The 20,905-nt window shown below is 49.8% G+C and carries 23 protein-coding genes; 11 read left to right on the top strand and 12 right to left on the bottom strand.

What is annotated here, in order from left to right; all coding sequences use genetic code 11:
* Positions 1-135: 135 nt before the first annotated feature.
* From ACO0K4_RS01845 to ACO0K4_RS01895, 11 genes are all read left to right on the top strand, one after another.
* Positions 136-1,113 (top strand): sulfate ABC transporter substrate-binding protein, encoded by a 978-nt coding sequence (locus ACO0K4_RS01845; protein ID WP_422955416.1) that lies wholly within the window; start codon positions 136-138, stop codon positions 1,111-1,113.
* Between the two features lie 269 nt (positions 1,114-1,382).
* The gene (locus ACO0K4_RS01850; protein ID WP_422954891.1) at positions 1,383-2,231 is read left to right on the top strand and encodes an EAL domain-containing protein; all 849 of its coding nucleotides are present in this window, start codon (positions 1,383-1,385) and stop codon (positions 2,229-2,231) included.
* Positions 2,232-2,400: 169 nt separating this feature from the next.
* A complete protein-coding gene (gene cysT, locus ACO0K4_RS01855; protein WP_422954892.1) occupies positions 2,401-3,255 on the top strand; it encodes a sulfate ABC transporter permease subunit CysT in 855 nt (284 codons plus the stop codon).
* Positions 3,255-4,175, top strand: a complete 921-nt coding sequence (gene cysW / locus ACO0K4_RS01860; RefSeq protein WP_422954893.1) for a sulfate ABC transporter permease subunit CysW — start codon at positions 3,255-3,257, stop codon at positions 4,173-4,175. Before cysT ends, cysW begins: the two co-directional genes overlap by 1 nt.
* Before the next feature lie 9 nt (positions 4,176-4,184).
* Positions 4,185-5,255 (top strand): sulfate/molybdate ABC transporter ATP-binding protein, encoded by a 1,071-nt coding sequence (locus tag ACO0K4_RS01865; protein WP_422954894.1) that lies wholly within the window; start codon positions 4,185-4,187, stop codon positions 5,253-5,255.
* Between the two features lie 4 nt (positions 5,256-5,259).
* Entirely contained in the window at positions 5,260-6,201 is a 942-nt protein-coding gene (locus ACO0K4_RS01870) for a CysB family HTH-type transcriptional regulator (protein ID WP_422954895.1), read from the top strand.
* Between the two features lie 224 nt (positions 6,202-6,425).
* On the top strand, positions 6,426-7,100 hold the full coding sequence (locus ACO0K4_RS01875; RefSeq protein ID WP_422954896.1) for a PepSY-associated TM helix domain-containing protein: 675 nt from the start codon (positions 6,426-6,428) through the stop codon (positions 7,098-7,100).
* An 84-nt stretch (positions 7,101-7,184) separates the two neighbouring features.
* Complete coding sequence (locus ACO0K4_RS01880; protein ID WP_422954897.1) at positions 7,185-7,697, top strand: DUF2271 domain-containing protein; 513 nt, start codon at positions 7,185-7,187, stop codon at positions 7,695-7,697.
* Positions 7,698-7,720: 23 nt separating this feature from the next.
* Positions 7,721-8,545 carry a DUF4198 domain-containing protein gene (locus ACO0K4_RS01885; protein WP_422954898.1) on the top strand — a complete coding sequence of 275 codons (825 nt, stop codon included), beginning with the start codon at positions 7,721-7,723 and terminating at the stop codon, positions 8,543-8,545.
* 291 nt (positions 8,546-8,836) lie between these two features.
* Positions 8,837-9,883 (top strand): FAD:protein FMN transferase, encoded by a 1,047-nt coding sequence (locus tag ACO0K4_RS01890; RefSeq protein WP_422954899.1) that lies wholly within the window; start codon positions 8,837-8,839, stop codon positions 9,881-9,883.
* Positions 9,884-9,893: 10 nt separating this feature from the next.
* Positions 9,894-11,384 (top strand): sulfite reductase subunit alpha, encoded by a 1,491-nt coding sequence (locus tag ACO0K4_RS01895; RefSeq protein WP_422954900.1) that lies wholly within the window; start codon positions 9,894-9,896, stop codon positions 11,382-11,384.
* 291 nt (positions 11,385-11,675) lie between these two features.
* On the opposite strand, the gene ACO0K4_RS01900 is transcribed toward ACO0K4_RS01895, so the two are convergent.
* The 12 genes from ACO0K4_RS01900 to ACO0K4_RS01955 all read right to left on the bottom strand — a co-directional run bounded on the left by ACO0K4_RS01900 (position 11,676) and on the right by ACO0K4_RS01955 (position 20,787).
* Positions 11,676-11,888 carry a DUF3820 family protein gene (locus ACO0K4_RS01900; protein WP_422954901.1) on the bottom strand — a complete coding sequence of 71 codons (213 nt, stop codon included), beginning with the start codon at positions 11,886-11,888 and terminating at the stop codon, positions 11,676-11,678.
* An 80-nt stretch (positions 11,889-11,968) separates the two neighbouring features.
* Positions 11,969-12,652 (bottom strand): hypothetical protein, encoded by a 684-nt coding sequence (locus ACO0K4_RS01905; protein ID WP_422954902.1) that lies wholly within the window; start codon positions 12,650-12,652, stop codon positions 11,969-11,971.
* Positions 12,653-12,994: 342 nt separating this feature from the next.
* Complete coding sequence (locus ACO0K4_RS01910) at positions 12,995-13,336, bottom strand: zinc ribbon domain-containing protein YjdM (RefSeq protein WP_422954903.1); 342 nt, start codon at positions 13,334-13,336, stop codon at positions 12,995-12,997.
* Between the two features lie 136 nt (positions 13,337-13,472).
* Positions 13,473-13,970, bottom strand: coding sequence for a DUF3291 domain-containing protein (locus ACO0K4_RS01915; RefSeq protein ID WP_422954904.1), 498 nt, complete (start codon positions 13,968-13,970; stop codon positions 13,473-13,475).
* Positions 13,971-14,080: 110 nt separating this feature from the next.
* The gene (locus ACO0K4_RS01920; RefSeq protein WP_422954905.1) at positions 14,081-14,755 is read right to left on the bottom strand and encodes a DUF4336 domain-containing protein; all 675 of its coding nucleotides are present in this window, start codon (positions 14,753-14,755) and stop codon (positions 14,081-14,083) included.
* A 235-nt stretch (positions 14,756-14,990) separates the two neighbouring features.
* Positions 14,991-15,617, bottom strand: a complete 627-nt coding sequence (locus tag ACO0K4_RS01925) for a PEP-CTERM sorting domain-containing protein (RefSeq protein WP_422954906.1) — start codon at positions 15,615-15,617, stop codon at positions 14,991-14,993.
* 627 nt (positions 15,618-16,244) lie between these two features.
* Positions 16,245-16,604 (bottom strand): hypothetical protein, encoded by a 360-nt coding sequence (locus tag ACO0K4_RS01930; RefSeq protein ID WP_422954907.1) that lies wholly within the window; start codon positions 16,602-16,604, stop codon positions 16,245-16,247.
* Between the two features lie 89 nt (positions 16,605-16,693).
* Positions 16,694-17,194, bottom strand: a complete 501-nt coding sequence (locus ACO0K4_RS01935; protein ID WP_422954908.1) for a GNAT family N-acetyltransferase — start codon at positions 17,192-17,194, stop codon at positions 16,694-16,696.
* A 923-nt stretch (positions 17,195-18,117) separates the two neighbouring features.
* Positions 18,118-18,498, bottom strand: a complete 381-nt coding sequence (locus tag ACO0K4_RS01940) for a DUF4087 domain-containing protein (RefSeq protein ID WP_422954909.1) — start codon at positions 18,496-18,498, stop codon at positions 18,118-18,120.
* Positions 18,499-19,006: 508 nt separating this feature from the next.
* A complete protein-coding gene (locus ACO0K4_RS01945; RefSeq protein ID WP_422954910.1) occupies positions 19,007-19,465 on the bottom strand; it encodes a hypothetical protein in 459 nt (152 codons plus the stop codon).
* A 61-nt stretch (positions 19,466-19,526) separates the two neighbouring features.
* Entirely contained in the window at positions 19,527-20,006 is a 480-nt protein-coding gene (locus ACO0K4_RS01950; protein ID WP_422954911.1) for a hypothetical protein, read from the bottom strand.
* Positions 20,007-20,289: 283 nt separating this feature from the next.
* On the bottom strand, positions 20,290-20,787 hold the full coding sequence (locus ACO0K4_RS01955) for a pyridoxamine 5'-phosphate oxidase family protein (RefSeq protein ID WP_422954912.1): 498 nt from the start codon (positions 20,785-20,787) through the stop codon (positions 20,290-20,292).
* Positions 20,788-20,905: the final 118 nt, after the last annotated feature.

Consider the following 20,905-nt stretch of genomic DNA (forward strand, 5'->3'; position numbering starts at 1 on the left):
TTTCCCCTTGGATATATCATCATGACGCAATCAACTTCTATTTTCTCCCCGTACTCCCCACACACTGCGCGCAGCCTCAGCCTTACTGCTGCATCTGCACAACGCACGTCGATCAAAACCCTGATTTCAGCAAGCATGCTGGCAGCAATGGCATGTTTTTTCACGGCAAAACCAACTCAGGCAGCAGAAATTAATTTATTAAATGTGTCGTATGACGTAACACGTGAGCTGTTTAAAGACATCAATCCAGCCTTTATCGCGGATTGGAAAAAAACCAGTGGCGAAACCATTACCATCAATCAGTCCCACGGCGGCTCCAGCAAACAAGCACGCTCGGTAGCCGATGGTCTGGAAGCATCAGTAGTGACCATGAATCAGGCCAACGATATCGATTTTCTGGCAGAGCATGGCCTGGTCACGGGCGATTGGGCGAAGCGCTTCCCGAATGGCTCGGCACCGTTTTATTCCACCATGGTGTATCTGGTGCGTAAAGGCAATCCCAAGCAAATCAAGGACTGGGATGACCTAGTCAAACCCGGCATCAAAGTCATCATCCCGAACCCAAAAACCTCAGGCAATGGCCGCTATTCCTATCTTGCCGCATGGGGTGCCGTGATCAAAAAAGGCGGCAACGAAGCTCAGGCTCGCCAGTTTGTTGAAAAACTGTTCAAGAACGTGCCGGTACTCGATGCCGGTGGACGCGGCGCGACAACAACGTTCACGCAACGCGAGATCGGTGACGTGCTTGTGACATTTGAAAATGAAGTGCAATTAGTTCGCACCGAATTTGGCGACAATTTTGAAGTCGTCTACCCAAGTACCTCCATCCTTGCCGAATCGCCGGTTGCCGTTGTCGACAAAGTCGTAGACAAACTCCACATCCGCAAGCAGGCAACGGCGTATCTGCAATTTTTATATTCAGAAGCTGGTCAGGACATCATCGCCAAACACTACTTACGCCCGCGCTCGGCAATCGCCGCAAAGAAATACACGGCCTCATTTAAACCCGTCACTTTATTTACAGTAGATGAATTGTTCGGCGGCTGGAAGTCAGCGCAGAAAAAACATTTTGATGATGGCGGGGAGTTCGATAAGATTTTTAGTAAGAAATAAATTTTTACTGAGGATCATCTGAGGTTGAATAATTGATGCGCATCTCTTTGAAAAAAGGATGTGCATTAATTTTTTGTATGCGCAGGACTTGATAAGTCAAAAATCACGTACAGGCATGCAAATCAAGTAGACGCATAATCATTCAAAAACCTCATATTAAAACGCGAAACGATTCGTTTTCATTTCTAAGCACGCGCACTACTCTTCGCCTCTACAGGATATCGATCGTTGATACTCCGCATTGATCGTCGATAGATGAGGAAAGAACTATGCCGTCTCCAGCGTTGCAACAATATTTAAGTCACCTGAATAGCAGTCACAGTGCGAGCAGCACTATATGCCTCGATGAGACAGGACGGGCGCGTGGGCGGTATTTTAATTCGACGCTGACCAGTGCTTTTCAGGCGATCCGTTCTGCGGATGATCAGTGTGTAGTTGCCTATGAGGCGTATGCGCGCAGTTATTCTAGTGTCGATCAGGGTTTGAATATCTGGCGCTTGCTGGATCATGCGGCGAATGATGCGGAGTCGGTGGAACTTGACCGGCTCTGCCGGATTTTGCATGCGGTGAATTTTTATCGTCAGCCGGATTCGGCGCAGCGCGATCTGTATCTGAGTGTGCATACGCGTCTGTTGGCGGCGATAGAGGGCAATCATGGTATGGCGTTTCGCCGCATTCTGGATTTGCTTGGTTTGCCGCATCAGCAGGTTGTGCTGCAACTGCCACTGATCGCGCCAAGCCAGCGCTGGGTGCTGACGCATGTGGCGGACAATTACCGGCGTAACGGTTTCAGGATCGGCGTCAATGCGGCGAGCCTGGATCAGGCGCGCGAGTTACTGGAACGCGTGCAGCCTGATTCGATCAAAATCGATATTACTCATGCAAACAATGCAGAAGCTCAGCAAGAGTTGCTGGAAAAAGCGCAGCGCTTTAACTGCAAAGTCATCTTCAAACGGATTGATAATGACGCCCGTTTTAATACCCTTCAGCTCAGTAACACGGATCAGTATCCGTATTATCTGCAAGGCTTTTTATTCGATCTGCCACGCGGAAACCTGGCCGATACATTGGACTTGTCAGCGGCGTCACTCGTCAACAGTGCCTTGATCGCCGCCTGAACCGAGTGACTTTGCCGCCCCGGATCAGGCTAATCGCAACAGAAAATTCACTGTGAACCAATCGTTTATGCGTTTTTCATCTATAAACATGCAAAAAGATTCGTTTTTAATATAATAAAATCCTGCAATCATGTGCCATCTATAGTCATCTTCGTAATAAGGACTAAGCATGGCCCATGCTTTACACACAAAATCACGGTTTAAGCGGGTGATTCCGGGGTTTCAGCTCTCCCTGGGATTTACCCTGCTGTATCTGAGCCTGATCGTACTCATTCCGCTGTCTGCCATTTTCCTGAAAACCTTTACCATGACCTGGGAAGCTTTTTGGAATACGGTCACGTCGGATCGGGTACTTGCATCGTATAGGCTGACCTTTGGCGCCTCGTTTCTCGGTGCACTGATCAATGTTGTTTTTGGCGGCATCGTTGCCTGGGTGTTAGTCCGCTATAAATTCCCCGGTAAGCGCCTGATTGATGCGCTGGTCGATCTGCCGTTTGCCTTACCGACTGCGGTCGCCGGTATCACGCTGGCGACTTTGTATGCGCCGAATGGCTGGCTTGGTAAGTTACTCGCCCCCCTCGGTCTGAAAGTCGCGTTCACCCCATTAGGCGTGCTGGTCGCCCTGACCTTTATCGGTTTGCCGTTCGTCGTCCGTACCGTGCAACCGGTGCTGGAAGAGGCGGAAAAAGAATTAGAAGAAGCCGCCATCAGTCTCGGTGCGAGCCATTGGCAAACGTTTGTCAAAGTCATCTTGCCAACCATCTTGCCTGCCTTGCTGACAGGCTTTGCGCTGGCGTTTGCACGGGCAACCGGCGAATACGGTTCAGTGATTTTTATCGCGGGCAACATGCCTATGGTGTCTGAGATCACGCCCTTATTCATGATCACCAAGCTGGAACAATATGATTATGCAGGTGCCACAGCGATTGCCGTCGTCATGCTGCTGCTGTCATTCGTTCTGCTACTGACGATCAACTTATTGCAGGCCTGGAGTCGCAACAGAAACAAAAGTGAGATTGAATAATGACCAGCACCTCTCTCAATGCTACGGCGACAGAATCATCTCGTGCGACTCCGGCAGTACGACGCCGGATTGAGCCGGCAATTACGCCTGCCGCAACGCAAGAACCGCGCTGGGTTCGCGTGTTACTGACCGTCACGGCTTTTATTTTTTTGACCCTGTTCTTATTTGTTCCGCTGGCGGCGGTATTTGCCGAGGCATTTAAAAAAGGTTGGGAAGTTTATCTGAAAGCCATCATCGAACCTGATGCGTTATCTGCGATTCGTCTGACGCTGATTGCGGCGGGTATTGCGGTTCCGCTAAACCTGGTGTTTGGCGTGGCGGCGGCCTGGACGATTGCGAAATTTGAGTTCCGCGGTAAAAACATCTTGCTGACCCTGATTGATTTGCCGTTCTCGGTATCGCCTGTGATCTCTGGCCTGATTTATGTCTTGCTGTTCGGTGCGCAAGGCTGGTTCGGCCCCTGGTTACGTGAGCATGACATCAAGATTTTATTTGCGGTTCCTGGCATCGTACTGGCAACTATCTTTGTGACTTTTCCATTTATTGCCCGTGAGCTGATCCCGCTGATGCAGGCGCAAGGCAGCGAGGAAGAAGAGGCGGCACTGGTGCTCGGCGCCTCAGGATGGAAGACCTTTTGGTATGTGACTTTGCCGAATATTAAATGGGGACTGTTATACGGAGTGATCTTGTGTAACGCCCGCGCGATGGGGGAATTCGGCGCGGTGTCCGTGGTATCGGGACATATCCGTGGCGAGACCAACACCATGCCGCTGCAGGTCGAAATTCTCTATAACGAATATAACTTTACGGCCGCCTTTGCGGTGGCATCGCTACTGACCTTGCTGGCGCTTTTGACACTGGCTTTAAAAATGATCGTGGAATGGCGCACCGATGAGTCGCAAGCCATCCCTCAGGAATAGGAGTACACAATGAGTATCGCAGTGAATCACTTACATAAAAAATTCGGCAGCTTCACCGCGCTGAATGATGTCACGCTGGATTTTCCTAATGGTGAGCTGACCGCTCTGCTCGGTCCGTCTGGCTGCGGCAAGACCACGCTGTTACGCATCATCGCCGGGCTGGAACATGCCGACAGCGGTCAGGTATTGCTGGACGGTCAGGATGCCTCCGACCAACATGTGCGCGAACGTCAGGTTGGTTTTGTATTTCAGCATTACGCCTTGTTTAAGCACATGACGATTTTTGAAAACATCGCTTTTGGCTTACGCGTCAAACCGCGCGCTATACGGCCATCAGAAACGGTGATCAGAGAAAAGGTCAAACAGTTGCTGGAGCTAGTACAGCTTGACTGGCTGGCGGATCGCTATCCACCGCAATTATCCGGCGGCCAGCGGCAACGTATTGCGCTGGCACGTGCGCTGGCAGTGGAGCCTCGGGTTCTCTTGCTCGATGAACCGTTCGGTGCGCTCGATGCCAAGGTGCGTAAAGAGTTGCGCCGCTGGTTGCGCCGTTTGCATGATGAGTTGCATGTCACGAGTATCTTTGTCACACATGATCAGGAAGAGGCGCTAGAAGTAGCAGACCAGATCGTCGTGATGAACCATGGTCAGGTGGAACAGATCGGCGCGCCTGCCGAGGTGTATCAGCATCCGGCATCGCCTTTTGTGTATGGCTTCCTCGGGAATGTAAATCTGTTCAAAGGTCGTTTGCACGAGGGGATTCTCGATGCCGGTGGTGTGGCATTTGACGCGCCGGATCATGCGACTACGCGGGATGCCACAGGCATTGGTTATGTGCGTCCGCACGATCTTGAAATTGATCGCTATTCACCGGGTGCCGAAGGCTTGATGGTGCAATTGCGCCGCGTTCATAGCATAGGCCCGCTGGCACAACTGGAGCTGGAACGTGATGACAATGGTGATCTGATCGAAGCAATGATTTCCAGTGAGCGTTACCACCAGCTCAAATTAAAAGTCGGCGAAGCACTGGTGGTCAAACCACGACGTCTGGCCGTGTTTGTTGATCAGGCTGCAGGATAAAATTATGAATTTCCAACAATTACGCTCGATCAGAGAAGCAGCACGTTGCGGTTATAACCTGACCGAAGTCGCCAATGTTTTATTTACCTCACAACCCGGTGTGAGCCGCCAGATACGCGAACTTGAAGAAGAGCTCGGCGTTGATATTTTTGAGCGTAACGGTAAACGGCTGACCGGTCTGACCGAGCCGGGCAAAGACATTCTGAAAATTATTGAACGCTTATTAATCGAAGCAGAAAATTTACGCCAGGCAGGCGATGACTATTCTGATCAGACCAAGGGCACGCTGACGATTGCGACCACTCATACGCAGGCACGGTATGTGTTGCCTAAAGTGGTACAGGGATTTCGCAATGCCTTCCCGGATGTACGTATCGCCTTGCAACAAAGCTCACCTGAGCATATCGCTGAGTGGGTGTTGTCGGGCAAAGCAGACGTGGGGATTGCGACAGAGGGCTTATCGCAGTTTAAGGATCTGGTATCTTTCCCTTGCTACGAATGGAACCATGTGATCGTGGTACCGGACGGCCACCCTTTGTTGAGAAAAACACCGATCACACTCGAAGATTTATCGAACTATCCTTTGATTACTTATGATGTCGGCTTTACCGGTCGCGGCCATATTGATCAGGCTTTCCAGCAAGCGGGATTGCGTACGGATATCGTGCTCACTGCGATGGACTCTGACGTGATTCAGCAATACGTGGCGCTTGGATTAGGTGTGGGACTGGTGGCAGAAATGGCGGTGGAAACCGGGATCGATACACGCCGCTTCAGCGCGTTGCAAGCGCTGCCTGCAAGCCATTTGTTTGCACCGAATGTTACCCGGCTGGCGGTGCGGCGCGGTGCTTATCTGCGTAGTTATATTCTCGATTTCATCGTGCAATTTGCACCGCAATTGACTTATGAAGATATTCGCCAGGCATTAGCACCAGACGAAACATAAGCATCACGAGATAGTACGAACCGATATGAACCACAAGTAACGACCCCTAAAATATGAGTCGCTGCTTGTGGTTTTTTATTGGTGATAATGCTTTTGTCTGTATCAACAAGCCGTTACAAAAAAACCGGAATAAGTTGCTTTTCACGACATGTTTTATTCTATAATGAGAATTATTATCATTTAGAATGTTTATCTGCTGCCTTGCGACGGATAGCATAAGCGACATGCCCAATACCAGTGCCACGACAAAAGTCGCACATCATCGCCCCGATCCGAGTCAGCAGCAGAAGCGCGCCTTCTGGCTGCGCCACCTGCATCAGTGGCATTGGATCAGCTCGGCACTTTGCCTGATCGCGATGCTGTTATTCGCCGCGACTGGCATCACGCTGAATCATTCTGCGCAGATAGAAGCGCATCCGCAAATCACAAAAAAATCTGCCGAGTTACCACCAGCTTTACTGACGCAACTTCAGCAACATCAGCAAACGCCGCACAGTGATAAAGATCCGCTACCCGCCGAAGTACGTCAATGGCTGGAACAAACGCTGTCCGTTCGCGTCAATACGCAAGCCGCAGAATGGTCACCGGAGGAAGTGTATCTGTCCCTGCCGCGCCCCGGCGGTGATGCCTGGCTGCGCATCGCCCTGGATCACGGAGAACTCGAATTTGAACTGACGGATCGCGGCTGGATCGCGTATTTCAACGATCTGCATAAAGGCCGCAATGCTGGGAACGCCTGGAGCTGGTTCATTGATCTGTTTGCGATTGCCTGTCTGATTTTTTGTATTACCGGTTTATTCCTCTTAAAAATGCACACCGCTAATCGCCCCATCACCTGGCCGATAGTCGGTCTTGGCCTGGTCTTGCCCTTGTTGCTGGCGATCCTGTTTGTGCACTAGCCGCTTCCCGTTTTTTTTACTTGTTTCTTGAGTTTTTCCTGCTTATACGGATTCTATTTTCTTTCATTTTGTGAGGTGTTGTTCATGCGTAAATTGCTCCCTTTTGCGATCACCAGCCTGCTTGGCACAAGCAGCATGGCGGCGGATCTGACCGTCAAAATCGAAGTACCTCGCCTCAATGTCGCGGAATACCATCGTCCTTATGTGGCGGTATGGATAGAGAGTCCGGATCAGACTTTTGCAGGCAATCTGTCCGTCTGGTATGACCTGAAAAAACGCGACAACGAAGGGGCGAAATGGTTGAAGGATTTGCGCCAATGGTGGCGTCGTAGCGGTCGCGATCTGGCGATGCCGGTCGATGGTGTCAGCGGTGCGACCCGGGTTGTCGGTGAACAGAGTTTGAGTTTTTCCGGCGATAAGGGCACGCTGGCAAAGTTGCCTGCCGGTGAGTATCAGCTGGTTGTAGAAGCAGCCCGCGAAGGCGGTGGCCGTGAAGTCGTGAAGCTGCCTTTCCAATGGAATGCCAAAACAGAACAAACGGCAAAAGCCCAAGGCAGTCATGAGCTGGGTCAGGTCAGTCTCACTGTCAAACCATAAAAATTTAAGGCACCGACCTCATTATGAAATTCCATCTTAACATCGTCGCTCTCAAATTCCTCACTCTCGCATTCGCCGTCTCTGCACCATTCGCAGCGCAGGCTCATCGCGCGTTCTTGTTGCCGTCATCGACCGTCACAGCGGCCAATGCGCCTTGGATCACGGTAGATGCCGCCGTCGCCAGTGATATGTTTTATCTTGATCATGTACCGCTGAGACTCGACAGTTTAAAAATTATTGCGCCCGACGGCAGCATGATTAAAGAAGAAAACGCCAATACCAGCAAGCTCCGCAGCACCTTTGATCTGCGCCTGGCAACCACCGGCACTTATAAGCTGAGTATCTTGAACGACAATGTCATGGCAAGCTATAAAGACAAAGGAACGCCAAAACGCTGGCGCGGCCTGGCAGACAACATGAGCAAAGAAATTCCCGCTGATGCAGAGGACGTGCAGGTCACGCAGGCACAAGCGCGTATCGATACCTTTGTCACGAGCGGCAAGCCAAGCACCAAGTCACTGGAGATCACAGGCAAGGGCTTGGAGATGCAGGCAATCAGCCATCCGAATGATCTGGTGGCGGGCGAAAAAGCGAATTTCCGCATGATGCTGGACGGACAACCTGCGGCTAAAATTCAGGTCAGTGTGATCTTGGGCGGTATTCGCTATCGTCAAAAACTGGATGAGCAATTGCTGACCACCGATGCTGACGGCAAGTTCACTATCAATACAGCGAACGCAGGCATGTACTGGCTGGAAGCCACGGTCAAGGACGATAAAGCAACGGTGAAAGGGGCGAAAGAACGACGCGCAAGCTACGTCGCCACGCTGGAAGTATTGCCACAATAATCGCCATCTGGAATGACGAAAAACGATAGCCGACGGTAGCCACTCACGTCGCTACGTATATCGAATCCGCAGTCCGGATGCGGCTGTTGGCACAAAATGCCTCTGCAAGCCGCATCCAGCTTGCGGATTCGTTTTAAGAAAATGTCTGAAAACTCTTTAATCGATACATCATGGCATTGTTCACTCTTGCCTTTCCTCTGTGTCTCTGGGCCTCCATGCCTATGTGGTAAGAGGTCTTGGTTTTTTGTGTAAGTCCAGACCCTAACAAGATTCAAAACAAAGTCCGCTTTAATGAAACAGGTATTTATCCCACTCAGCTTCACTGAACCGCCCGCACTGCCGCCGGATGCGCAGCTTATGCAGTTATCCGGTCACACCATGGGCACTACCTGGTCAGTAAAGCTGGTTGTCTCCGGTGGACCACAGTTGCAGAGCAGGCTTCAGATGCTGGAACAAGGTATTCAGGCACAACTCGATCAGGTTGTTGTGCAGATGAGTACCTGGCTGGCGAGTTCTGATCTCTGTCAATTTAATCAGGCGGCTGCGGGTACATGGCATCACCTGCCTGCGGCATTTTTTAAGGTACTGGATTACGCCGTGTTTATCGCACAGCAAAGCGCCGGCGCCTACGATCCCAGTATTGGCCGGGTCGTGAATCTTTGGGGCTTTGGACCGGATAAACATGATGACTTGCCGGGTGATCCTGCCTTGCAAGAAGCAAAGCAATCCTCAGGCTGGCAGAAGCTTCAACTGGATCGAGTGCAACAGCGTGCTTACCAGCCAGGCGGGCTGGCAATCGATTTATCGTCGATTGCCAAAGGCTTCGGCGTCGATCAGGTTGCCCGATATCTGGAGTCGCAAGCGATCCCATGTTATCTGGTCGAAGTCGGTGGTGAGCTACGCGGCTTCGGGATCAAGCCGGACCATCAGCCCTGGTGGGTAGAACTGGAGCAGCCTCCAGTTACAGTACCAGCCACAACGCCTGCGCAGGACCGGATGAAGATCCTTGCCTTACATGGTTTATCCATCGCCACGTCCGGCGACTATCGTCGTTACAGAGAAAAAAATGGGCATCGTTATTCTCATACGATTGACCCACGCACCGCATATCCGGTCACGCATCCGCTTGCCTCTGTCACGGTATGTCATGCGGAATGTATGGTGGCAGACGCATTGGCAACTGCCATGATGGTTATGGGAGCAGAACAAGGACTAGCCTACGCCAATCAACTGCATGTCGCGGCGCTGTTTTTATCCTATGACGTAGTCCACGACAATACCGACAATCACTTTACCGAGCATATGAGCAACGCCATGCAAGCGATGCTGGAGGCATGAATTCATCTCTATGTTTGAACGATTACAACCATTCTTGCTGACCGGACTTTTTTTATTTCTGAGTTGTTGCGGCATCTATCTGGGTCACCATGCTCTGGGCATGATGCCTGCACAACAGGCTTATGCACTCGCCGCGCTGGTTGTCCTCGCCTATCTGGTGTTTTGTAGTGCGATCCGACAGGCACATCAGATGCGCAAACCCGATGTATTACCGGCACTGACATCCGACCATGCTCATCCGGCGATCGTCGTTGTGTACGCAAGCCAGACTGGTTACGCTGAGCAACTGGCACACCGGACAGCACAAAACCTGCATGACGCCGGCATGTCCGTGCAGCTCATACCGATCAAAGATCTGACGCCTGAGCGGCTCCGGCAGATGTCACTCAGCCAATCGCAAATGCTGTTTATCGTCAGTACCACAGGAGAAGGCGATGCTCCGGATCAGGCAGCAAAATTCACTCGCCATGCGATGAGCCAGCCACTTGATCTGTCTGGATTGCGCTACGGCATACTGGCGCTCGGTGATCGCAATTACCAGCATTACTGTGCATTCGGCCATCAGCTTGATCACTGGTTAAGGCAACATCATGCGTCCGGTTTATTTGACCTGGTCGAGGTCGATAACGGCGATGAAGGAGCGCTGCGTCACTGGCAGCATCATCTCGGCACCCTGAGCGGTCATACCGACATGGCGGACTGGAGCCAGCCCAGCTATGAGCGCTGGACCCTTAGCGCACGCCAGTTACTCAATCCGGATAGTGTTGGCGGTGCGGCGTTCCACATCGTTTTAACACCACCAGCAGACAGCGAGCCGCAGTGGCAGGCGGGCGATATTGTGGAGATTGGTCCAGAATTTCCTCCTGACCATATCAGAGCTTCCAGCGATCCGGTCACACTACCCCATCGTGAATATTCGATTGCGTCGATTCAAGAAGATGGCGCACTTGAGCTTTTAGTACGCCAGGTAAAGCAGGCAAACGGCAAGCTCGGCATCGGCTCTGGCTGGCTGACAGCGTATGCCAGAGTAGGTTCTGACATTGCTGTACGTATCCGTGAAAATCGCAGTTTTCATCCGCCCGCCACCGATCAGCCCATGATCTTGATTGGCAATGGTACCGGCTTGGCAGGACTACGCGCCCATCTCAAACAGCGGGCAGTGAACCGACAACAATCGAACTGGCTGATCTTTGGCGAGCGAAATGAGCATCAGGATTTTTTCTACCGCGAAGAAATCCTCACCTGGCAAAATCAAGGTCTGCTGCAACGACTCGATCTGGCGTTTTCACGCGATCAGGAAGAACGTATCTATGTTCAGGACAAGCTGCTGGACAACGCAGCAACGCTGCTGAGTTGGGTGCAAAACGGTGCCGCCATCTATGTCTGCGGCAGCCTGGCGGGCATGGCAGATGGCGTTGACCGGGCACTGAGACAGATCATTGGTGACGAGGTCTTGGAACAATTATTGGATGATGGCAGATACAGACGCGATGTTTATTAACAGGACCCGGGGAAAAACCAAGACCTCTCACCACAGAACTATTGAGATCCGGGAGACACAAAGAAAAACAGGCGTAAGCAGCTCCATCGAATATCGATTGAAAGGTTTTTAGCATTTCCAGATAATGAATCCGCAATCTGGATACGGCTTCCGGAGGCATTTCGGGCCAGCAGGCGCACCCAGCTTGCGGATTCGTTTTTAAAGTTAGTACATCAACGCTGCTTGCTCTTGTCTTGTGTTTTCTCAGCGTTGAGCGATTCTGGTTTTTGCATCAATCCAGATTACATTCCATCACGCTGGTCGCAATGGATCCAGCAAGGACCGCAGGTTATTGTGATCCAGCTCATACATCAAGGCGATCAGACTACCCAGCTCACCTTTAGGAAAACCCTCGCGCGCAAACCAACCGAGATAATGCCCTGGCAAATCTGCCAGTAAGCGGCCTTGGTATTTACCATAAGGCATCGTGCGCGTTACAAGGAGTTGTAAAGTTTCTGGAAGCATAAAAATAGTTGGAACCTGGTGTCAGCAGGATGCCATCGAATCATCAAACCTTTTTTACACGAAATGGAATGGCAGGTAGTTTAAAGCGCGCCAAACCAATTACACCATTGCACCCACGCCTCTACATGATGGATGCTCATAAAGCCCAGATGCTGCACGAGCAGTAATAGCAGCAATCCGACATACGGCAAGCGGATGCGACCTAGTCGCTTATCGTCTAGCAATAACAATACGACGATGAGTTCGCTGATCAGATAGCTACCGTGAACACCCATCTCAAACGAACTAATTCCTGGGACATAATTACCAAGGAAGCGGGCCAGCGCCGGAGGTAACACCAGTATCGCCGTCGACGCCATAAAGCGTGCATGCAACTGGATATTAGCCCGATAGTAAATCGCCGCAATATACGCAAAGGCAAAGTACAAGACCGTAGTGAGATCAAGAAAAGCTAAGCGCTTACCAAACATCTTAGAAAACGGACTATCACTCGCCAGCATCACGTGCATCACCAGCAAACCCGATACCCAAAACAAGGGAGCGATCACGATCGACAATTTACCGATGCTGCGATGTAGCACCATGTTCTTTTGCCGCATCAGCCACGCCTGTATCACTAGCATCAGCATCCATGCCGAGGCCATGATGCCATGAAAATGGTGAGCCACATCTGTGGAGCCTAAACGTGAAAAATACGAAGGAAAAAAACCGAGGAAGGCAACAAGCGTTGCCAGAGAAAAATAGATGTAAGCGCGCTGATACACAGACGTAAGCCTTTCAATATCAAGGTTGAGGAACGTCTGATTAAGTCACTAAGTGTGTGTAGTCACGGCCTGCTGCGATCAGGTCGACTTCTATACTTTGTCAGAATTTCCTTAAGCAAATAATCTCCATAATCATTGCTAACCATCTGTCAATATTTGGCATAGGCAGGTCAATGAGATCATTGTTCAAATAAATGTTATTCTTTTTTACACAAAAAAGATAGCTTAGAAATTAAAAATAGATAATGCCTCTATTCCGGCGAATGCTTTGTGATGGGATCGGCGACGCTAATCTCAGAATAAATTGCGCTCACTCTCGGACATACTGAAATGATTGAAGCGCTAGACTTTCTTCAAATAACAAGCCTTCAGCATAAAACTACCTGCATCCATTTTGCAATCGACTTCGTGATCGCCGCCGACTAAACGAATACTTTTGACCTTCGTTCCCATTTTCAAGGTGGTCGAAGAGCCTTTGACCTTCAGGTCTTTAATCAACACAACGGCGTCACCATCGCTCAAAACGTTACCGTTAGAATCTTTAACGATCCGGTCGTCGCTGTCCTCTGAGGCCGTACTGGCCACCATTGACCATTCATGACCGCAGTCAGCGCAGATATAGTTGTCGCCATCAGGGTAGGTATTTTCCATGGCGCATTGCGGGCAAGCTGGTAGTGTTGACATACATTCTTTCAAAGTGCGTTAAAGCATAAGCGAATAAGGCCGGTAGTATAACCGGACACTTTTGCTGGCCAGCAAGTTTGTGCGATCACTTTGAGATGAATCAGTCTTTATACAAAAACTGATTCCATATGCATGCTTAGTTTGTCGGACAAGTATCATCGAACGATGTGGGAGTGCGGCTCTGGATAGCATCGGGTGGCGCATACGGATTCTTAAAAGTGAATGCCGCCTCACTTGGCCCTGCGGATCTCAGCAACGCTAATTTTGCGATGGCTTCATCCAGGCCAGGACGATGTCCTTTGCTCACCCACCAGAGCACGACATACGACTCCTGCATGCGTTCGAACCACTCCTTACGACGGCGCATAATGTCCACATGTGCCGATCCGTACACATATTTATTGAGGGATTCAACATCGCGCCAGACCGACATATTAATTAGGGTTTCGTCTCCCAAAGGACGTACCGCAGTCGCATCGCCCTCTTCTGTTTGCAGCCGCCATACGAACCCCTCCGAACTCTCTGCGAGCGCATTAATACGATCAAGGTTCGCGACAAAATCAGCCATCACGGGCGAATCGAGCGGCTCTTTCATGACAGCGATATTCAGTTGTGCTAATTCATAGGCAGACATGCAACAATCCTTTCACGATCTGATTCCGATTCATTCCTATTGATTCGTAGAAAAGTAGCGCAACGTTTTCTAAGAAATACCAAACTCACACAAATACTATTTCTAATTCGCTACAGAAAATGCCGGAACGCACGCTGCAGTTCATTGTGTGCGTCCTGCTCAATGACAGAATTATGTGCCATGACGATACGCTGTATCGGCCACTCCAATATTTTGCCAGCACTCACTTTGGCCGCCGCCTTATCACGCACCAGCATCCTCACCGATCTCGGCACATCAAAGCGCTGGCGAACGCCTGTTAACCCATTCCACAATCTGGATTGCCACGGCAAATCACCCTGCCACCACTGGCACAGATCGGTCAGAACTAAGGTCTTGGTCGGCATGTGAAACCACACCGTTTCGTTGGCAAAAGGGATGCCGTTAAAAAGTAAATAAGCCAATTCCGGCGCCCATATCCCAGGCTCAGGTGCCAAAGTTTGCAAGCGCGTTAAATCAGGTCGCTTATCAGCAAGTCCCGGCGCTCCGAACAAATTGGCAGAAGGATAGTGTTCAGCAAATTTTTTCGCAAACAAATGATGTGCCTTACTCGGAGCAACAATAAATTCGACAGGCCCCAAGGCATCAATCTGCGCTTTAGTTGCGCTATCGACAGGCACTGGTGAATGCACCCAAAGTGCACCACTCGTCAGCCGGATAATCGTCATGCGCGAAGTGATCGGCACACCGCTCACAACAAATGCATGCTGAACATGCCAGATATTGTCGGTCAGAGAAAGGAGCATAAGCAAAACCTGTTAGTCAGGCGTAGGCGAGAAAGTTGATGAAGATTATCTTGCGGTAAAAATATTGATCTACTTTAGCACTTCTCACACTTGTAATCGCACCTGAAGCAAATGGAGAGCTTATTTGTGTAAAGCTAAAAAATTGAAAGCCATTTCGATATCCACAACTCAGATGTACGCGCACATAAAAAATCCCGGAACCAGTCCGGGATTTTTTGCTAACGAGTACAACCGTTTATTTTACAAAGCGTCTTACGCTGACAAACAGAAGCAGACCTAAGCCAAACAAGAACAGACCTGACGGCTCTGGAACGGCGTTAGTTGCAAACAATCTGAATGGAATGTTTAACCCTTGGTTTGGTGCATATCCGGTACCTAATTGAGATGCTCCAATTTGACTACCGTTACCTGTGCCCTGGAAGTGCATATCGTCGCCAGACAAAGACAACCAATAAGTACCTGCAGACAGATTAACGCCTGTCAGAGTAAATGCGGTCGTAATATTGGCTTGGGAATTGATACTGCCTGTGTTCACTGTGTAATAGTCGTTGCTCACAAAATTAGTATTTTTCGTGTACAACAATCCAGTGTTATTACCTGACCAGATTTTAATAATAATGTTTGTGCTCAAAGGATGAAAAAAACTCGCATCCCATTCAACTTGCAAATTGCTGTAAGCGTTCGTCAGCGTGAAATCATCAAACATCGTGTATTGACCCGCAGAACCGCATGAAGAGCAATATCCACCGATATTCGTAGTGTAAGAACCGTTGTTGAAAATTGGCGTAGCATTGGCAGACGCACCAACCAGCATGGCTACAGACAGTAGCATCGCAGCTTTAAATTTAGAAAATAAGGACATTTTTTTCCCTGAGTTTGTTTGATTATTAAAATAATAAAAGCATCTGATCGCCAACAATGAAGCATGCTTTACCTACCCTAAAGCAATAAGCAGACCAATTGTTACATCCCGTAAAAATATCTTTTACAAATCAAAAGCTTACCTCACAAAAAGTGTAACTGACCGGTTACATTTTCATAGAAAATAACTCAGTATGTAAAATTTTCCGACACATTATTTATTTCCTGAATTGCAATGCTCAAATCGAGAAATAACTCATTGATACAAAAAATCCCGGGTTGTCCCGGGATTTTTTTAATTCTTTACCCATCGCTGCAATACTGACACCGATCTCGACCTAGGCAGGATTGAATGCCGAAGGTGCTAAAACTACGCTTCCAGCAGCTTCACGCCTGCCGTTCGTAACGAGTGGCGCAATGATCATGTAGCTTCTATGTCAGCACGGAGCACCATAGATTCCACGGTAGATATCTTTGCAGCCAAGTCCTTATCTAGAGGTTGAAGGTTTCTTTTCATTGAAATTTAACGTTTGACATGAGGGGCAGCTGGAGGCCGGAAGCTGTCCCCTCAATGGAAGGGTTAGGCGTCGGCCCGCCAGCGGAGAGAGTAGCACTTGTGCTTGCCGCGCTATGCGTAGCCTCTTGATACTTGGTGCGCTACATCGCAGTCTTGGTGAATGAGGCGTGTATTCTCTTTCGTGTAGCCATCGACTGCGTTCGTTCTGTCGAGTACGGTGTAACTTTCGGGTAGTTCCTTCCCGCAAATCGCGCAAAGACCACGCTGCTCTTTCCACTTGAAGTCTTTCAGCTTGCGGCGAACCGCTGGCTTGTCGCGTTCGTCGTAGGTGAGTTCCTTGAACACTTTGCGACGATACGCGAACAGAAGCTCTCTGTCCCCGTTGCTCAACGCCTCCAGGCGGACGCGGATCTCCGCGAGCACGGCGTTTGCAAGAACGAGTTCCTCTGGCTTGAGCTGGCGATTCGGCATATTGTTCGACGCCTAACGTTTGACATGAGGGGCGGGCGACAGCTGGCGAAGCCAGATGTCGCACGTCCCCTCGATGGAAGGGTTGGGCGTCATTCGCGGAGAAACAGTTGTATGTCAGGTTCGTTCCGTTGCGACGGATATGGAGACCCAACAGGCTGAAAACCGAACCGCTTGAGCGCCGCATGCATCCGTTCGTTGTTCACCCTGGACGTCGCGTACGCGGGTGCACTGTTGAGCGAAGAAGCGAGTTCTCCGACAAGAACACTTGCGACACCCTTGCCACGTGCAGAAGGGCGAACATAGATCCAACCGAGTTCAAACTCGAATCTGGAAGGGTTCTGTGGCACCTGTGCCTTTGCGAACACGCCGGCACGATAGCCCGGATTCGGCCGCTTGATTGCCCCAACAGCAACAAGTTCTTCGCCGACTCTCGCGAGCGCTAGCGACAGTGCTCGCAAGACAAGGCCAGGCAGAGTTTGCGGATTGACTTCCCCGCCTTCGAGCACGAACTGCCTGAACGCGGAAAGCTCCTCGGCCGAGGCAGCAGCGGGCTCCCTCACGGTAACGATGACAGGTGGACCTGAATTCATGACGCCCAACGTTCAAGGTAACCAGACTGCGCGGCTTTTCGCGCAGGTCCGGTTGACTGCAGGGTTAGGTTGCGTTGTGGTCTGCGGAGCCAAGGTGCACTTTCCGTCTTGATAAGTTCCCCCTGACACTTGGCATTGCTCTTTGGTCGGATTTTGAATGCACCCGAGCTCTTGATGAACTACACCACCGAGCGTTTTGCATTCGTTCTCAGAGACTTTTGCCAAGCAACCGTGTTCTTTGTGCCAGCGTCCTCCTTGGCAGTTGCACTCCTCCTCACCCGGCATATAAATTTCTTTGCCTGTGTATTTTGATTTATCTGCATCGTTAAGCATCAAGCATCCGGCTTTTGTGGATGTGCCACCAACCTTCTCGCATTCAACCTTTGTTAAGTCAGCCGAAAATGCGCTGTGACAGAGAGCAAAGACCAAAATGTATAGCGGGACGTAACGCATAGCAACCTAACGCGATTTAATTTTCATTTTGCAAAGATAACCGACAAATTAAAAATAGACAATTTGTTTCAACTCGCTGGAAAGCCGCATAGATGCTGCGTGTATCTGGTTATATTGATCAAATATCCAGTATAACCAAATGGGCAAAAACATCACCTCCGCAAAACCGCGTTTGCTCGACCTAGTGTGCGAACGTTTGCGTTATAGGCGTTGCAGTTTGTCATCAGGCAAGCTGTAAGAGCATTCGGTACGCTTTTTAACAATGATCTGTTTGCACCATCCTGTTGATGGTGGTGCATCCAGAGTCGAGGCTTTTTTAACGATGCTAGTAATTGAGCGGCATGTTTTTGTGTCGACGCATGAGGTTACTTGAAGCCAAAAGGGTCAGTGCATGACAAACCTGCACATACAACCATTTGCGAGTTGCACCCACCCTATATGGCCAATAACAACTGGCGAGAAATAAACAGTTAGCTCGCAGGTTTCTTGAGTGCACGGTCGTTGCGGCAGGCACTGAGTGGCTTTGCTTTGGCAAAGATAATCTTGGTTACCTCATGTGACTCTGAATTGGCAACAAGCTTGATGCATGCGCAGCCATAGCCATAATTGTTGTTGGTACGAACCCATTGCGACGCCCCGAATTCTGGCCAGTCGCCGTCGGCTTGCGTCCCACCTTGGGTACTGATGAGCCATTCGCCATCGCGGTCAACAAGTGATGCGTTCTGAGGTGATGGATTGTGAAACCAGCCGCACCTGAGCTTAGCGACATCGGCACTCTCACTGGCGCTCGCCGTTAGTAGGAATGTTGCAGTAAATAGCAGTACGAGGATTTGTCTGTGTGCTTGTATCATGATGACTCAGTTTACAAAGGCCAATATAAAAGCAGGATAAGCCGCGCATTATGACTCATCAGATACATCAAAATATCACGGCTTTAAGCCTTGTAGGGCGGTTGCAACTCGCACCGTAAGAATTTTCAAGAATTCACGATGGTGATGTAATGATTGAAAGAATATTTGAACGATAAATCGTTGGGGTGATATACAGCGCAGGTTGCACCCGCCCTACATGGCTCTACATGACTTCGATCTTGCTAAGAGCGATACTACGTTCGTTAGCGACGAGGGACTTACACACGTTACGCAGTAGGTCGAGGTCAAGTTCCGAAGCCCGATCAAGATGAACTTGCACGCGAACCTCTGCAGGTAAAGAGGACATCATTGGTGCAGACGACGCTTGTGGCGTTGGATGGTGGGATGGCATCCGAGCCCTAACATCGAATTGAAAGAAGAGCACACCGATCAGTAACTTTAAAGTAAGCGTTTATGCGCGCATGATTTTCGAATAGCATGTTAAACATTAATTCCAAAATTTCCACCAAGATTTTTTTGACATCAGCCAGTTCGAATAACGCACATCAATTACATTTTTTAGTTTTTGGTAATTTTCTTCTGTAAAAACAACATGGAATTCCGAGGGTAGATTACCTTGAAGAGCTGCCTTGTAGTCTGCAATATATTTACCCTTCTCAAAATCGAAATAAAACATTCCAAAGGCATTTCCCTTATCTGAAACCATGTCACTAATTAAACAACAATCCCACCACTCGTAGAGTGCATGAGCAGAAAGTTGTCTATTCTTGAAAGAAGATAATTGTTCTACGCACTCCAACGTAAAAAAATCACTCATTAAATCGTTCTCAATAAACCATCGAAGGACTGGCACGGTGTGATTACACGCATGAGACTCAGGAAGACCGAGCTGTTCAATACTCTCGTAATGATATTTGGCTTTATCGTAAACGTATGGTGTCGTCATGCTTGATGTTTAACGTTTGACTTAAGCGGCGGGCCGTAGGCCCGTCCGCTTGAAGGAAGGGTTAGGCGTCGCTGTTCGAAGTGCCACTGAAGACTGCCTTCACTGCAGGACAAGGGGCCATTTGGAAGCACAAATGGTATGGAACATCGCGATTGAACCAGCTTCGTTGGCCGTGGAGAAAGTTCTCAAGTAAGTTCGTCATGAATTTTCTGTCTGCGTTGAACAAGGGGGAAGCATTGTCTAGGATGATCACGAGACCTGTCGAGCGGCTGCCGAGCGACAGCAAATCGTCCCACCATCTCACCCAATTGGGTTCGTGTTCTTCATCGTAGGGCGGGTGGTCAGTTCCGGCGGCGTAGCCAATGACATTCGGAATTTCCCACGTCTTGTCCACGTATTCGGCGCAGTCGAGATAGACGACGAGTATTTGCTTGACGCGAAGCTCTTCGACAAGCTCGCGCAGGTCTTCTGCGACTGGCTCTTCGTCGATGAAGTGGACAGACCTTCCTGTCGGTACAGATTGCAGACCGTAGTCACTCATGGGGTGTATTGCGACGCCTAACTTGATTTAATTTTCATTTTGCAAAGATAACCGACAAATTAAAAATAGACAATTTGTTTTAACTCGCTGGAAAGCCGCATGGATACTGCGTGTCTCTGGTTATATTGATCAAATATTCAGCATTGTAGGACGAGTGCGATCCGCGCCGTAAGAATTTTCAAGAACTCACGATGGTGATTTACAGCGCGGCTTGCACCCACCCTACGTGGCTACACGACGGTGGTGTGCCGCTGGCGCTCCGCAGGAGGAGTTAGGCGTCCGATTACCACAGCTCTTCCATCATAATGGGATAGCTTACTGGCCTGAAGGATGAAAAACTGAGGTCACGGACATGGGTGAAACTCGACCATAGCAGACGACCACCTTTCAGTCGCTTTACGGTCTGTACTCGGGCTTCGATGCGCTGCAATTCGTCTTCAGTTGCCGCGCGCAACGGGCCGGCCGTGCCGTAAAGCCGAACGCCCGGCGGACTACTAAATCTACCAAGAACAAGTGAACGCAGCCAGAAGGTCTTTCGTGAGTCAACCGCGAGCAGGCAGATGCGATTATTCGACTCAAGGTTTGCTGCCAACGCGCTCGTGTATCGGTCGAAGAAGAACCCACCAGGAGTCGAGTTCAAAAATACTGTGCCAATCGGCGTGACGTTTGGCACTCCGTCTCTGTCCACCGTTCCGATTGAGCAATACAGAGAGGAGCGCTGCCCAAGTTCGACGACTCGCCGAATCTCCGGCCACTGGCGAATGATAGATTCGTTTGTCACGGGATAAGGCACCTAATGTTTAAATTAAATGGTAAGGGAACATCGTGCGTCCCGGTCGGATGCATTGTTAAGTCTCATTCCGTGCATAATGAAAATGCCTTTTTATTCTGAGCCACAA

Origin of the sequence: Undibacterium sp. RuTC16W, from assembly GCF_049339445.1 — a bacterium.
Classification (GTDB): Bacteria; Pseudomonadota; Gammaproteobacteria; order Burkholderiales; family Burkholderiaceae_D; genus Undibacterium.

Bases quoted from the DNA above. Each gene is read 5' to 3' on its own strand.
- ACO0K4_RS01890 (WP_422954899.1), top strand. From the start codon at position 8,837: ATGAAACAGGTATTTATCCCACTCAGCTTCACTGAACCGCCCGCACTG.
- ACO0K4_RS01850 (WP_422954891.1), top strand. From the start codon at position 1,383: ATGCCGTCTCCAGCGTTGCAACAATATTTAAGTCACCTGAATAGCAGT.
- ACO0K4_RS01845 (WP_422955416.1), top strand. From the start codon at position 136: ATGCTGGCAGCAATGGCATGTTTTTTCACGGCAAAACCAACTCAGGCA.
- cysW (WP_422954893.1), top strand. From the start codon at position 3,255: ATGACCAGCACCTCTCTCAATGCTACGGCGACAGAATCATCTCGTGCG.
- ACO0K4_RS01900 (WP_422954901.1), bottom strand. From the start codon at position 11,888: ATGCTTCCAGAAACTTTACAACTCCTTGTAACGCGCACGATGCCTTAT.
- ACO0K4_RS01935 (WP_422954908.1), bottom strand. From the start codon at position 17,194: ATGAATTCAGGTCCACCTGTCATCGTTACCGTGAGGGAGCCCGCTGCT.
- ACO0K4_RS01940 (WP_422954909.1), bottom strand. From the start codon at position 18,498: ATGATACAAGCACACAGACAAATCCTCGTACTGCTATTTACTGCAACA.
- ACO0K4_RS01950 (WP_422954911.1), bottom strand. From the start codon at position 20,006: ATGAGTGACTACGGTCTGCAATCTGTACCGACAGGAAGGTCTGTCCAC.
- cysT (WP_422954892.1), top strand. From the start codon at position 2,401: ATGGCCCATGCTTTACACACAAAATCACGGTTTAAGCGGGTGATTCCG.
- ACO0K4_RS01945 (WP_422954910.1), bottom strand. From the start codon at position 19,465: ATGACGACACCATACGTTTACGATAAAGCCAAATATCATTACGAGAGT.
- ACO0K4_RS01865 (WP_422954894.1), top strand. From the start codon at position 4,185: ATGAGTATCGCAGTGAATCACTTACATAAAAAATTCGGCAGCTTCACC.
- ACO0K4_RS01880 (WP_422954897.1), top strand. From the start codon at position 7,185: ATGCGTAAATTGCTCCCTTTTGCGATCACCAGCCTGCTTGGCACAAGC.
- ACO0K4_RS01925 (WP_422954906.1), bottom strand. From the start codon at position 15,617: ATGTCCTTATTTTCTAAATTTAAAGCTGCGATGCTACTGTCTGTAGCC.
- ACO0K4_RS01870 (WP_422954895.1), top strand. From the start codon at position 5,260: ATGAATTTCCAACAATTACGCTCGATCAGAGAAGCAGCACGTTGCGGT.
- ACO0K4_RS01895 (WP_422954900.1), top strand. From the start codon at position 9,894: ATGTTTGAACGATTACAACCATTCTTGCTGACCGGACTTTTTTTATTT.
- ACO0K4_RS01930 (WP_422954907.1), bottom strand. From the start codon at position 16,604: ATGCCGAATCGCCAGCTCAAGCCAGAGGAACTCGTTCTTGCAAACGCC.
- ACO0K4_RS01885 (WP_422954898.1), top strand. From the start codon at position 7,721: ATGAAATTCCATCTTAACATCGTCGCTCTCAAATTCCTCACTCTCGCA.
- ACO0K4_RS01915 (WP_422954904.1), bottom strand. From the start codon at position 13,970: ATGTCTGCCTATGAATTAGCACAACTGAATATCGCTGTCATGAAAGAG.
- ACO0K4_RS01920 (WP_422954905.1), bottom strand. From the start codon at position 14,755: ATGCTCCTTTCTCTGACCGACAATATCTGGCATGTTCAGCATGCATTT.
- ACO0K4_RS01875 (WP_422954896.1), top strand. From the start codon at position 6,426: ATGCCCAATACCAGTGCCACGACAAAAGTCGCACATCATCGCCCCGAT.
- ACO0K4_RS01910 (WP_422954903.1), bottom strand. From the start codon at position 13,336: ATGTCAACACTACCAGCTTGCCCGCAATGCGCCATGGAAAATACCTAC.